General features: G+C 73.4%; 10 protein-coding genes. 5 read left to right on the forward strand and 5 right to left on the reverse strand.

The window, feature by feature from the left end; all coding sequences use genetic code 11:
* The first annotated feature begins 86 nt into the window (after positions 1-86).
* On the forward strand, positions 87-2,687 hold the full coding sequence (locus tag ACIBK3_RS20190) for an ATP-binding protein (RefSeq protein ID WP_399367136.1): 2,601 nt from the start codon (positions 87-89) through the stop codon (positions 2,685-2,687).
* Positions 2,688-2,787: 100 nt separating this feature from the next.
* Complete coding sequence (locus tag ACIBK3_RS20195) at positions 2,788-4,191, forward strand: FAD-binding oxidoreductase (protein WP_399367138.1); 1,404 nt, start codon at positions 2,788-2,790, stop codon at positions 4,189-4,191.
* Positions 4,192-4,204: 13 nt separating this feature from the next.
* On the opposite strand, the gene ACIBK3_RS20200 is transcribed toward ACIBK3_RS20195, so the two are convergent.
* Positions 4,205-4,900 carry an HAD family hydrolase gene (locus ACIBK3_RS20200; protein ID WP_399367140.1) on the reverse strand — a complete coding sequence of 232 codons (696 nt, stop codon included), beginning with the start codon at positions 4,898-4,900 and terminating at the stop codon, positions 4,205-4,207.
* A 12-nt stretch (positions 4,901-4,912) separates the two neighbouring features.
* Positions 4,913-5,404 (reverse strand): Lrp/AsnC family transcriptional regulator, encoded by a 492-nt coding sequence (locus ACIBK3_RS20205; RefSeq protein ID WP_399367142.1) that lies wholly within the window; start codon positions 5,402-5,404, stop codon positions 4,913-4,915.
* A 192-nt stretch (positions 5,405-5,596) separates the two neighbouring features.
* Here ACIBK3_RS20205 and ACIBK3_RS20210 point away from each other — a divergent pair, with 192 nt between their 5' ends.
* Together ACIBK3_RS20210 and ACIBK3_RS20215 are read left to right on the forward strand one after the other, a co-directional pair.
* Positions 5,597-7,117, forward strand: coding sequence for an FUSC family protein (locus tag ACIBK3_RS20210; RefSeq protein ID WP_399367144.1), 1,521 nt, complete (start codon positions 5,597-5,599; stop codon positions 7,115-7,117).
* A 213-nt stretch (positions 7,118-7,330) separates the two neighbouring features.
* Complete coding sequence (locus tag ACIBK3_RS20215; protein ID WP_399367146.1) at positions 7,331-8,371, forward strand: lactonase family protein; 1,041 nt, start codon at positions 7,331-7,333, stop codon at positions 8,369-8,371.
* A gap of 79 nt (positions 8,372-8,450) precedes the next feature.
* On the opposite strand, the gene ACIBK3_RS20220 is transcribed toward ACIBK3_RS20215, so the two are convergent.
* On the reverse strand, positions 8,451-9,374 hold the full coding sequence (locus ACIBK3_RS20220) for a sirohydrochlorin chelatase (protein ID WP_399367148.1): 924 nt from the start codon (positions 9,372-9,374) through the stop codon (positions 8,451-8,453).
* Positions 9,375-9,469: 95 nt separating this feature from the next.
* Positions 9,470-10,480, reverse strand: a complete 1,011-nt coding sequence (locus tag ACIBK3_RS20225; protein ID WP_399367150.1) for an N-acetylglucosamine kinase — start codon at positions 10,478-10,480, stop codon at positions 9,470-9,472.
* A gap of 433 nt (positions 10,481-10,913) precedes the next feature.
* On the opposite strand from ACIBK3_RS20225, the gene ACIBK3_RS20230 reads away from it, so the two are divergent.
* Positions 10,914-11,591 carry a uracil-DNA glycosylase gene (locus tag ACIBK3_RS20230; protein ID WP_399367152.1) on the forward strand — a complete coding sequence of 226 codons (678 nt, stop codon included), beginning with the start codon at positions 10,914-10,916 and terminating at the stop codon, positions 11,589-11,591.
* Positions 11,592-12,002: 411 nt separating this feature from the next.
* Here ACIBK3_RS20230 and ACIBK3_RS20235 read toward each other — a convergent pair whose 3' ends face one another.
* On the reverse strand, positions 12,003-12,764 hold the full coding sequence (locus ACIBK3_RS20235; RefSeq protein WP_399367154.1) for a ZIP family metal transporter: 762 nt from the start codon (positions 12,762-12,764) through the stop codon (positions 12,003-12,005).
* Positions 12,765-12,941: the final 177 nt, after the last annotated feature.

Genomic DNA, 12,941 nt, shown 5'->3' on the forward strand with positions numbered 1-12,941 from the left:
TTCGCAGCCCGATGTCCTGCCGGCAGTGCACAGGCGTCCGGTCGTGCACGGTCCGGGGCGGTCCCGCGAGTGGCAGAATCTGGGCCGTGCACCAGGGGATCCTCGAGCGGGAGCCCGAGCTGGAACGACTGGCCCGGGCGGCGCGGGAGGCGGCCGACGGGGCCGGTTCCGTGGTCCTCGTCTTCGGCGAGGCGGGCATCGGCAAGTCGAGCCTGGTCCGGGCCATGCCCAAGGTGCTGCCCGACCGTGCCCGGATCCTCGTCGGCGCCTGCGACGACCTGGACACCCGCCGCCCCCTCGGCCCGTTCCGCGACCTCGTCGGCAGTGTCGGCAGCGAGCTGGCGCGGGCCGTCCTGGAGGGCGGCGACCGGTACCGCGTCCACGAGGCCCTGCACACCGAGCTGGCCGGCGCCCCCCATCCGGCGGTGCTCGTCATCGAGGACGTGCACTGGGCCGACGAGGCGTCCCTGGACGCCCTGCGCTTCCTGGTACGGCGGATCGAGCGGCTGCCCGCACTGCTCGTCCTGACCTACCGCGACGACGAGTTGAGCACCGGGCACCCCCTGCGCCACCTGCTCGGACAGGTCTCCCGCGCAGCCCGGATGCACCGGATGCCCCTGGCCCGGCTCTCCCTCGACGCCGTACGCACCCTCAGCGCCACCGGGCGGCTCGACGCGGCGCACGTCCACCAGGTGACCTCGGGCAACCCCTTCTTCGTCACCGAGGTCGTGGCCGCCGGCGACACCGGGGACGTGCCCCCGACGGTCGTCGACGCCGTACTCGCCCGGCTGCGCGGACTGGACGCCGCCGCCCTGGCCGCACTGGAGCGGCTCGCCGTCGTCCCCTCGGCCGTCGAACGCCCGCTCGTCGACGCCCTGCTGACGGAGGGCGTTGCCGTGCTGGCGCCGGCCGAACAGCGCGGACTGCTGACCGTGACCCCGGAACGGGTGACGTTCCGGCACGAGCTGATCCGGCGGGCCGTGGCCGACTCCCTGCCCGCCGCCCGGCGGATCGAGCTCAACCGCACCGTCCTCGCGGCCCTCGTCACCCGCCCCGGCACCGACGCCGCCCGCCTCGTCCACCACGCCGCACAGGCCGGCGACCAGGACGCCGTCGCCCGCTACGGACCCGACGCCGCCCAGGACGCCTCCGGCGCCGGCGCCCACCGCGAGGCCGCCGCCCACCTGCGGCTCGTCCTGCGTGAACGGCACCGCTACGCCCCGGCCGAACTCGCCGGGCTGCTCGAACGGTACGCCGTGGAGAGCTACACCATCGCCGACACCGCCGCGGCCGTGCCCGCCCAGCGGGAAGCCGTCGCCCTGCGCCGCACCCTCGGTGACACCCTCGCCCTCGGCGCCGACCTGCGCTGGCTGTCCCGGATCCACTGGTGGGCCGGAGACGCCGAACACGCGCAGGAGGCGGCCCGCGAGGCCGTGGCCGTCCTGGAACACGCGGGCGACGACCGGCTGCTGGCCCTCGCCCACAGCAACACGGCCCAACTGCGCATGCTGTCAGAGCGGTACGCCGAGGCCGTCGAACACGGTGAGCGCGCCATCGTCCTGGCGCGCAAGGTCGACGATCCGGCGATCCTCTCGCACGCCCTCAACAACGTGGGCACGGCCCGCTGGCGCGGCGGCGAGCCGGCCGGACGCCACCAGTTGGAGGAGAGCCTGGAGGTCGCGCTCGCCGCCGGCGAGGTCGAACACGCCTGCCGGGCCTACGCCAACATCATCTGGAACCTGCTCGACGGCCTCCGGTTCGCCGAGGCCGACCGCTTCCTGCCCCCGGCCATGGACCTGGCCGACCGCGCCGGACACCTCGGATTCCTGAACTACCTGCACGTCGAACTGGCCATGCGACGCCTGGCCGCCGCCGACTGGGACGAGGCCGAGAAGCACGCCGAGTTCGGCATGCACGACTTCGTCCCGGCCCGCTGCCCCGCCCTGACCGTCCTCGCCCGCATCCGCGCCCGCCGCGGTCTGCCCGGCGCCGGTGAACTCCTCGCCGAGGCCTGGGAGATCGCCGTACGCACCAAGGAACTGCAGCGCACCGGGCCGGTGGCGGCCGCCCGGGCCGAGGCGGCCTGGCTGTGCGGGGACCCGGCCGCTGTGGTCGCCGCCGCCCAACCGGTCCACGCCCAGGCGAGCCGACTGCCCGGCGCCCCGCACCGCGACGAACTCGGTTACTGGCTCACCAAGGCCGGCCACCCGGTCCGCACCGACGACTCGGACCATCCGTACGCGCTCCAGGCTCGCGGCGAGTGGCGGCGGGCCGCCGCGCTCTGGCAGCGGGCGGGCTGCCCCTACGAACACGCCGCCGCGCTCGCGGAGAGCCCGGAGGCAGCCGACCAGCTCACCGCGCTCGCCGCCTTCGACGCGCTCGGAGCCGAACCGGCCGCCCGGCTGGTCCGCGCGGACCTGCGCCGCCTCGGCGTGCCCCACATCCCCCGCGGCCCGCTCGCGGCGACCCGTCGCAATCCCGCCGGACTCACCGAACGCCAGCTTGAGGTCATGCGGTTGCTGACCGAGGGACTGACCAACGCCGAGATCGCCGAACGGCTCGTGGTGTCGGTGCGTACGGTCGACAATCACGTCCGTGCGGTGCTCGACAAACTCGACGCGCCGACCCGGCGCCACGCCGCCGTCCGCGCCACGGAACTCGGACTGATCGACGGCCGCGAAACGTAGGTATGCGGCGGGCCCGAGCTGGGTGACCGCCACGGATACCCGCACCGGTGCGAGCGGATAGAACGGGCGGATCGACCCGAAACGACAACGGGGGACCCGCATGACCAGCACACCCGTCCACGCCGCTCGCCGTGAACTCACCGACTTCACCGGCGAGTTGATCGGCCCGGACGACTCCGCCTATCACGAGGCCCGCGCCGTCTACAACGCGATGATCGACCGGCGCCCCGCCCTCGTCGCCCGCTGCGCCGACGCGGACGCCGTCGCCCGCGTGATCGGCTTCGCCCGCTCGCACGCCCTGCCGCTCGCGGTCCGGGGCGGCGGCCACCACGGCGCCGGACTCGGCACCGTCGACGGGGGAGTGGTCGCCGACCTCTCCCCGCTCAAGGACATACACGTCGACCCCGAGGCCCGCACGGTCCGGGTCGGAGGCGGCTGCGTCTGGGGCGAGGTCGACCGCGCCACCCACGCCCACGGCCTCGCCACCCCCAGCGGCATCATCTCCACCACCGGCGTCGGCGGCATCGCCACCGGCGGCGGGCTCGGCCACCTCACCCGCAAGTGCGGCCTGACCATCGACAACCTGCTGGAGGCCGACGTCGTCCTCGCCGACGGCAGCCGGGTGCGGGCGAACGCCGACGAGAACCGCGACCTGTTCTGGGCGATCCGCGGCGGAGGCGGCAACTTCGGCGTCGTCACCTCGTTCCTGTTCCGCCTGCACGACGTCAGCACGGTGATCGCCGGACCGACCTTCTGGCCCGTCGAGACCAGCGCCGACGTTCTCGCCGCCTACCGGGACTTCCTCCCGCAGGCACCCCGCGAGCTCAACGCCTTCTTCCTGCACGGCACGGTCCCGCCCGCCCCGCCGTTCCCCGAGGACATCCAGCTGCGCAAGATCGCCGGCGTGGTCTGGTGCCACACGGGCGACGACCCCGAGGCGGCCGCGTGGCAGATGGCCCCGCTGCTCGACGCCCTGCCCACGCCCTTGCTGCACGCGCCGTCGGCGATGCCGCACCCCGACATGCAGGCCATGTTCGACGGGCTCTACCCGCCCGGACACCAGTGGTACTGGCGCGCCGACTTCGTCGACACCATCCCCGACGACGCCGTCCAACTCCACGCCAAGTTCGGCGCCGAGGTGCCCACCATGCAGTCGACGATGCACCTCTACCCGATCGACGGCGCCGCCCACGACGTCGGCCCCGACGAGACCCCCTGGGCCTACCGCGACTCCACCTGGGCCTCGGTCTACGCCGGCGTCGACCCCGACCCGGCCAACGCCGAGCTCGTCAGGCGGTGGACAGTCGACTACTTCGACGCCCTGCACCCGTACTCGGCGGGCGGCGCCTACGTCAACATGATGATGGACGAGGGCCAGGAACGCGTCCGGGCAAGCTACCGCGGCAACTACGACCGCCTGGCCGCCGTCAAGGCCGACCTCGACCCGGACAACCTCTTCCATCTCAACCAGAACATCCGGCCGGCGCCGGGGCCGCGCCCCTGAACCGGGAGCACGGTCACGCCACCGGCACCGTGCGCACCAGCCAGTCGTGGGCGGTCCGGGCCGTGAACGCGGCCTGACCGCCCGCCACCAGCAGATCCGCGGTGGCGAACTCCGGACCGCCGGCCTGCGCGGCGACGTACGGGATCGCGATGCAGCGCATCCCGGCCGCGTACGCGGCGGCGGCGCCCGGCGCCGCGTCCTCCACGACCACGCAGTCGGCCGGGGCCGCGCCGAGCCGGCGGGCCGCCTCCAGGAACACGTCCGGAGCGGGCTTGCCGTGGGCGACCTCGTCCGCCGACACGGACGTCCGCAGATAGGCGCCCAGGCCGGTCCCGGCCAGCACCGCCGCGATGGCCTCGGGCGACGAACCCGAGGCCACCGCCGTCGGGACGCCCTCCGCCGCGAGCAGTTCCACGAAGGCGCGCATCTCGGGGTAGGCGCGCGTGGAGGCGCGGGCCAGCTCCAGATAGAGACGGTTCTTGGCGGCGAGGATCTCGTCGACGGACGCCCGCAGACCGTACTCGTCCTTCCAGACGGCGACCGTCTCCAGCGTGCTGATGCCGACGAACCGCTCATGGTCCGACCAGGTGTAGTCACAGACGCCGTACGTGGCGAGGACCTGCCGGCCCGCTTCGTAGTAGTTCGGCTCGCTGTCCACGAGCGTTCCGTCGAGATCGAAGATGACCGCGGTGTCGCCGAGATTGCTCATGGTTCCAGGATGTCAAAGATCTTTTCCGGGTTTCCGGGCCGCTCGTCCCATCGACTCCACCAGCGGCAGCAGCCGGTACGGGACCCGCTCGCGCAGGGCCACCTCGGTACGGGTGCGAACGACTCCCGGCAGGCTGATCAGCTTCTGGATCACGTCCTCCAACTGCGCGTTGTCACGTGCCACGACCCGCGTCAGCAGATCGCCGCCGCCGGTGATCGAGAAGGCCTCCACGATCTCGGGTACGGCGGCCAGCGCGTCCCCCACGTCGTCCAGATGCCCCTGGGTGACCTCGATGTGCACGAACGCGAGCACCGGGTGGCCGAGCGCGGCGGGGGACAGGGACGGTCCCGTACCGGTGATCACCCCCTCCCGCTCCAGCCGGTCGAGACGGGCCTGCAGCGTGCCGCGGGCGACCCCGAGGATCCGGGCGTACTCGCGCACGCTCGTACGCGGCTGCTCCAGCAGCAGCCGCAGGATGCGGGTGTCCAGCTCGTCCACGGACATCGCGCCGGCCTCCTCGTCCATGGTCCGTTGGCCCGCCGATGGACGCGCCAGTACCGTTGTTCCTGTACCAATGGCCCAGCATCTCACGCACCGCTTGAGCCAAGTGAGGACTTGGTGCTGCAATGGGTGCGTCGATGGCGCTGCGGACCCCGCGGCGCCTTTTGCATGCCAGGGGCGAAGGGGCGGGAAGCAGTGCTGAAGCGGACGTTCGTGGCGCCGGACCCGGGGCGGGTGCGGCTGCGGTTCGCCGCGCGGGCCGTGCTGGGCATCTGGCTCGCGGTGGTCCTGTGCGGGCTCGCCGGACACTCGCTCATCGGCGCCGTCACCGGTGGACTGGCCGCCCTGCTCGCCCTGTTCACCGTCACGGACGCCACCGTCCGCGGCCAGGCCGTCACCACCGCGCTGCTGCCCGCAGTCGGCCTGCCCGTGCTCGCCGCCGCGGCCGCCCTGCACGACCAGCCCGTCGCCCGCGACCTCACTTTCCTCGCCGTGGTCGGCGCGGGCGTGTACGCGCGGCGCTGGGGCCCGCGCGGGCACAGCCTCGGCGTGTTCGCCTTCATGACCTTCTTCGTGGCGCAGTTCCTGCACGCCACCACCGGCCAACTGCCCGAGCTGTACGCGGCCGTCGTCCTGTCCGTCCTCACCGCCGCCGCGACCCGCTTCGGCCTGTGGTGCTACGAGCGCCGCCTCCCGCCCGCCCCCGCACCCGCCCCGCCGGGCGGCACCGGCCTCGCCCGCGTGACCACCCGCCAGGCGATCCAGGCGACCAGCGGCGCGGGCTTCGCCCTGGTCGTGGGCCAGTTGGTGTCCGGGCAGCGCTGGTACTGGGCCGTCGGCGCCACCTGGTGGATCTTCGTCAACACCACCTCGCGCGGCGAGACCCTGGTCCGCGGCTTCCGCCGGGTCCTCGGCACGGTGATCGGCATCGGCCTCGGCCTGCTCATGGCCGTCCCGCTTGCCGGGGCCCCGGTCCCGACGGCCGTGCTCCTCGCCGCCTGCGTCTTCGGAATCTTCTACACAGCCGCCGTGTCCTACACCTGGATGATGCTCTGCGTGACCCTGCTCGCCGAGCTGCTCTACGGCCTCCTGGGCGTCCTGGAGCCAGGCCTGCTGGCCCTCCGCCTGGCGGAGACCGGCGTCGGCGCGGTCGGTGCCGGGCTCGCGGTGCTCCTCGTCCTGCCCATCTCCACGCACACCGTCACCGACGCCTGGATCCAGCGGGCCCTGCACTGCGTCCACGCCTGCACGGCCGAGGCGGCGGCCCGCCTGGCCGGCTCTCCCACGGCCGACCCCGCACCCCGCGTGGCCGAACTGGAGCGGCTCCTCGGCCGTGTACGCCTCTCGACCGCCCCGCTGGTCCACCCTCTGAACCCGATGCGCGCCCGCAAATGCCGCGCCCGCCGAGTCCTGGCCCTCCTCGACGCCTGCGCCCACGAGATCCACGGGCTGACCACCATCGCCGCACACCCGGAGGCCTCCCACGACGCCCGCCTGGCCATGGCGTGCCGACGGGTTGAGAGGGCGGTGGAGGCGCTCACCGGAGGTGGGGTGGCCGAGGGCGCTCGGGCGGACGGCGGTGTGCCGGGTGCGGAGGGAGAAGGCGGCCGGGCCCCACTACCCGCGCTGGCCCACCTGCACGGCCTGGAGCGCGCCCTCGCGGAACTGGCCACACCCCTGCGGGCCCCCTCGGGCTCGCCGCTCGTCGGCGCCTGAGACGCCCGCCCGGGGCGGGGCTCTGCATGGCGGGGCTGGGCATGGCGGCGCGGCGGCGTGGCGGGAGTGATTCCGGCCCCGAGGAGGGCCTACGAGCGCGGACGGCAGCCGAATCTCCCCCATCTGGTCTAGACCTTGCGTGATCGACTGCTACGGTCACCCCGACGGCGCGGCACTGGCACTGCACCGGCACAGCACCGAAAGGGGACCGCGGTGACATACGGCGGCAGGCGGGGACGGCGGGCCTTCATCGGGTCCTTCACGGCGGCCGGAGGGCCCGGCATCGTGACGGCGGCCGTGGACGAGGGCAGCGGCGCGCTGACCCTGCTCAGCACTCTGGACCATCTCCCCGACCCGTCCTACGTGGCCCTCGCGCCCGACGGCGGCACGCTCTACGCGGTGAGCGAGACGGCCGAGGGTGCCGTGGCCGCGTACCGCGTCACCGAGGACCAGCCCGAGCCGACCGGTTCTCCGGTGCCGGTCGACGGGGACGGCCCCACTCACCTCGGCGTCCACGCGGGCCACGTCCTCACCGCCAACTACGGCTCCGGCAGCGTCACAGCGGTGCCGCTTCGCCCCGACGGGGCCCTCGCCGCCGCCCCGTCCGCCGTGCTCCGGCACACCGGCTCGGGCCCGTACACCCCCCGCCAGCAGGGCCCGCACGCCCACCAGGTCCAGTCCGATCCGACCGGCCGCTGGGTCGTCAGCGTCGACCTCGGCACGGACTCGGTGCGCGTCTGCACGCTGACCGACGGCGGCCTCGTACTCCACCGGGAGGCGCCCCTGCGGCCCGGCTCCGGCCCGCGCCATCTGGTCTTCCATCCCAACGGTTCGTACGCCTATGTCGTCAACGAGCTCGTCCCGACCGTCACCGTCTGCCGCTGGGACGCGGCGGACGGCACGCTGAAGCCGCTGGCCGAGACTCCGGTCCTGCCCGGCGCCCCGGCCGGCGACGCCTACCCCTCGGGCATCGTCGCCTCACCCGACGGCCGTTTCGTGTGGACCGCCACCCGGGGCGAGGACGTCGTCTCCACGTTCGCCGTCGAGGGCGAGGGTGAGGGTCTGCGGCTGGTCGGCACGGTGCCCTGCGGCGGCCGCTGGCCTCGAGCGCTCACCGAGGCGGACGGCTGTCTCTACGTCGCCAACGAGCGCTCCGGCGACGTCGCCTGGTTCGCCGTCGATCCGGCGACCGGACTGCCGCGCTTCGAGGGTTCGATCGAGGTGACCGCCGTGTCCTGCGTGGTCATCGGCTGAACCGGCCCGGCGCCCGCACGGCGAAGGGCCCGCTCCTGCGCGGAGCGGGCCCTTTCGCCGTACCGACGTGCGGTGCGCGTCAGCGGACCGGCGCGCCCTGCGGCTGCTGCGGCGCGATGCCCAGCGCGGTCGTGTACTTGGCCAGGGCGAGCTTGCCGATCGCCGGGTACGGGCCGAGGGCCTCGGCGGCGGAACAGCCCGCCTCCCTGGCCGCCTCCTCGATCAGACCGGCCTCGATCTCCGGCCCTATCAGGTACGGCGCGAGCGCCAGTTGCTGTGAACCGGAGGAACGGAGCTGCTCGGCGACGGACGCGATGGAGCCGTCCTGGTCGAGCGCGGCCGCCATCACCGGCACGGCCAGGCGCGCGGCGAGCAGCATGCCGGTGATCCCGGCCGCCTGCACCGCCTCGTCACCGCCCACGGATGCCAGGATGATGCCGTCCGCGGCGGTCGCCACCGTGAACAGCCGGGCGCGGTCGGCGCGGGCCAGCCCGGCCTCCGACAGCCGTACGTGCAGCGCCTCGGCGAGCAGCGGGTGCGGGCCCAGCACATCGGTGAGGTCGGCCGCGACCCGGCTCTCCATCACGGCCTGGCGGACCCGGCGCAACAGCGCGCTGTCCGGACCGGCGAGCAGCGGCACGACCACGGCCACCGGCCCGTCGGGCTCCTTGACGTCCAGACCGGCGGCCCGGGCCTGCTCGTACCGGCCGGTGCGCTCCTCCGCGGCGTGCGCCAGCACGGCCTGCAGGGTGGGGAACTCCGCGTCGTCCCCGTCCAGGTACCCGATCCGGGCGTCGAGGCCGGGGAGTTCGGAGCGTGCGATGCTCACGACCTCGTCGGCAAGACTGCGCGTGGCGGCGCCCGGGGTGCCCGGAACCGCCAGAACCAGCGCGGGGGCGCCCTCGGGAGCCGCCAGCGGCTCGGGTCGGCGGTGCCGCCCGGGCTGGCGAGGTCGCGGCATTCGTACTGGCAGGCCGGACGCGGGCCCAGTGGGGGAGCTCATGGCGTCGCATGTTACTGGCATATGGGGCTCCCCTGTTCGGGGAGGGTGCAGGTGAGCGGTATCCGTCCTGTTTTGTCTGATGAGTTACGTACGGATCAAAACTGATCAGCGGTTGTTCCGGGCGCAGTTTCCCCTTTTGTGTCAACCACGGACAGCATCGCCTCATCACGCGGCAGAGCGAGCGAGCCGGTGGCCAGAGCCGCGGCGATACGGGCCGCCCCTCGCAACGGATCGCCCTCGGCGGCCACCCGCCGCGCATGCGGCAGCCGCCTCGCCAGTTCCTCCTCCAGGGGTACGACCAGCGGGTCACCCATCCTGAACAGGCCCCCGGTGAGGGCGACCCGGGGTGCGCCGGCGGGCGGGCAGACGGCGGCCGCGGAGTCGGCCATGTGCCGGGCCGCGGCACGCAGGATGTCCGCGGCGACGGGATCGTCGGCGGCACAGGCCGCCACCTGGGGCGCGAAGGACGCCAGCACGGCGGGACGGTCAGCACGCGGATACAGCTTGCCGGGCAGCTCCCGGGCGGGCCCGAACACCTCCTCGACGCAGGTCAGCAGCCGAGCGGAGCCGCCCTCCCGACCGTCGTGGGCCCGCAGCGCCGCCTCCAGTCCGGCCCGCCCGATCCAGGCGCCGCCGCCGCAGTCGCCGAGGAGATGCCCCCAGCCGTCCGCCCGGTGCCAGCGGGTCAGATCCGTACCGATCGCGATCAGCCCCGTGCCCGCGGCGACCACCGCACCTGGCCGTGTTCCCAGCGCACCGGTGTAGGCGGTGACCGCGTCGGCGACGAGCGCGACCTGACGGACACCGAACTCCCGCGCCAGCGCGCCGGGAAGCTCGGCACGCAGCGCCTCACCCAGGGTGGCGAGACCGGCGGCACCGATCACCGCGGTGCCCAGCCCGCCGATCCCGGTCTCGCTGGTCAACGCGCGGACCAGGGGCACCAGTTGCTCCATCAAGTGCACCGGGTCGATACCCCGGTCACCCGTGCGCACCGGCTCCCGGGCCTGCCGCTCGGCCCGCCGGGTGCCCGCGGCCGTACCGACGACGGCACGGAGGCCGGAGCCGCCGGAGTCGACGGCGAGGAACCCGTCCGCCGCACCGGTCACGGCAGACGCCTGTCCACCGGCTGTCCGCCCTGGCCGATCAACAGGCCGTCGGCCCGGCTGAAGCGCCGGCCCGTGTCCCGGTGCGCCCCCGGATTGCGCGGTGCGGCGGTCGGCTCCCGGATGATGTCGGTCAGGCTGCCCGGCAGCGGACGCACCTCGTGCGCGACCGAGAACGACGGCCCCGCCGCACGTGCGAGAGTTCCGAGACCTCTGTTCCCGCCACGAGGGGTTGGCGAGGCGCGACGCCCATGGCGGAGTGGCTTGATCACTGGAGGCAACAGGCTCCCCTCCTTCCGGGTGACCGACTGCGCGAGCTGCGGGACCGGCTCGATGACCTTGATCCGGAGGAAGAGTAGCGCCGAGGGCGGCGTCCGTGCGTGGTGGCTTCCGCATCTGTGCGGAAGCCCGGGGTGTGCCAGTAGGGTGACGCGCTGTGGCACCACGACCCTTGCATGAACTTGTTGAAGCAGGCTGGGCGAAGGCCCTTGAACCTGTGGCCGAACGTATCGCTGCGATGGGGGACTTCCTTCGGGCCGAGATAGCGGCCGGCCGGACCTACCTTCCGTCCGGAGCGAACGTCCTGCGGGCCTTCCAGCAGCCGTTCGATGACGTCCGCGTCCTGGTCGTCGGTCAGGATCCCTATCCCACACCGGGGATGGCCATCGGGCTGAGTTTCGCGGTGGCGCCGGAGGTGCGGTCGTTGCCGGGCAGTCTGGAGAACATTTTCCGGGAACTGCACACGGACTTGGGGCTGGCCAGGCCGTCCAACGGTGATCTGACGCCGTGGACGGAGCAGGGGGTGCTGCTGCTGAACAGGGCGCTCACCACCGCGCCGCGCAGTCCGGGGGCGCACCGGGGCAAGGGGTGGGAGGAGGTCACCGAGCAGGCCATTCGCGCCCTGGCCGGACGCGGGAAGCCCCTTGTGTCGATCCTGTGGGGGCGTGACGCGCGTAATCTGCGGCCATTGCTCGGGGATCTTCCGGCGATCGAGTCCGCTCACCCGTCCCCGATGTCGGCGGACCGCGGCTTCTTCGGTTCGCGTCCGTTCAGCCGGGCGAACGACCTGTTGGCCGGGCAGGGTGCCGAGCCGGTGGACTGGCGGCTGCCGTAGGGCAACGCGGTTGCGAAGGCCTGGTCTCTTTCCGAAGTGCCGGCGGTTCTTCGTCTGCTGGGGGTACGCCGGGGCGGCCGCGTCGGACCTGCGCCAACGGCTGGAAGGCAGGGAAAGAACCCGAGTTGGCCCGCTCCTGGTCCGGATTTGGTTCTTGGGTACCCCCGCCTTCTCGGTGTGGGAGGCGGCCGGCCGGTGGAAGCCGCCTTCCCCGCCCCGGGCGTGAAGCCGGGCGGGGGTGCCCCGAGCGTCCGGATCAACTGCACGCTCAAGCCGTCCGCCCAGCTCAGCCACACCCGGGGCTGATCGACAAGAGCCGGGCGATCATGGACTCGCGTGGGTGACCACGGACCAGATCCGTGCCGTCGACCACAGCGCCACCGCACGGTCCACCCGCCCCAACCCCAGCGGTCAGGTGTGGGAGAGTGCGAACGAGACGAGGAAGCCACTCACGGTGATCAGTCCGATGGCCAGGTGGGCGTCCTGGAACGCCTCGGGGATCATCGTGTCGGCGATCATGGCGAGGATCGCACCGGCGGCGACCGCGGTCACCGCGGCGATCACGGCGGGCGAGAAGGAACCGACCACCGTGTAACCGAGGACGGCCGACACCGTGCTGGCTGCGGCGATCGCCGCCCAGACGCCGAAGACATACCTCTTGGTGCGGCCGGCCTGCTTCATCCCCGCCGAACTGGACAGACCCTCAGGGACGTTGCTGATGAACACCGCGGCCACGGTCACCAGGCTGACCGCACCGCCGTCCAGCAGGCTGACGCCGATGACCGCGGACTCCGGTACGCCGTCGAGCAGGGCACCGAGTGCGAGCGCCGTCCCGGAACCGCCCTGTTCGGTCTCTGAGGGCTGCGCTTGTGCCCGTGCGTTACCGGAGCGCTTGCGGTGCCGGGCGCCCCGGCGGGCCAGCCACACATTGCCCCCGGTGTAGGCCAGCGCGCCGACGAGCGTGCCGACAGCCGCGGGAGCGAGCCCCGCCTGCTCGTACGCTTCCCCGACCAGCTCGAAGGAGACCGCTGAGATCAGCACCCCGGCACCGAAGGCCATCACGGTCGCGATCACCTTCTGCGGCACCCGTAGCCCGTATCCCAGCGCGGCACCGAGCAGCAGCGCCGAGCCCGCCACCAGCCCCCACAGTCCTGCCTGAACGACTTCAGCCATGCGGACCCGACTACCCGCTACGGATGTGGATCAACGGGCAACCGGCCCGGCTGTGCGGACAGGAACGAGCCATGCGCCCGCGCAGAAGGGGAAACGACGCAGGGCGGGAGCCCGATCCTGGTCCGGCATGACCACGTGCCAGGGTCCAGAGCTGGTGCGGGCCACCCGAACGGGTCC

The sequence above is a fragment of the Streptomyces sp. NPDC050287 genome, assembly GCF_044459385.1.
Classification (GTDB): Bacteria; Actinomycetota; Actinomycetes; order Streptomycetales; family Streptomycetaceae; genus Streptomyces.

Bases quoted from the DNA above. Each gene is read 5' to 3' on its own strand.
- ACIBK3_RS20205 (WP_399367142.1), bottom strand. From the start codon at position 5,404: ATGTCCGTGGACGAGCTGGACACCCGCATCCTGCGGCTGCTGCTGGAG.
- ACIBK3_RS20200 (WP_399367140.1), bottom strand. From the start codon at position 4,900: ATGAGCAATCTCGGCGACACCGCGGTCATCTTCGATCTCGACGGAACG.
- ACIBK3_RS20220 (WP_399367148.1), bottom strand. From the start codon at position 9,374: ATGAGCTCCCCCACTGGGCCCGCGTCCGGCCTGCCAGTACGAATGCCG.
- ACIBK3_RS20235 (WP_399367154.1), bottom strand. From the start codon at position 12,764: ATGGCTGAAGTCGTTCAGGCAGGACTGTGGGGGCTGGTGGCGGGCTCG.
- ACIBK3_RS20195 (WP_399367138.1), top strand. From the start codon at position 2,788: ATGACCAGCACACCCGTCCACGCCGCTCGCCGTGAACTCACCGACTTC.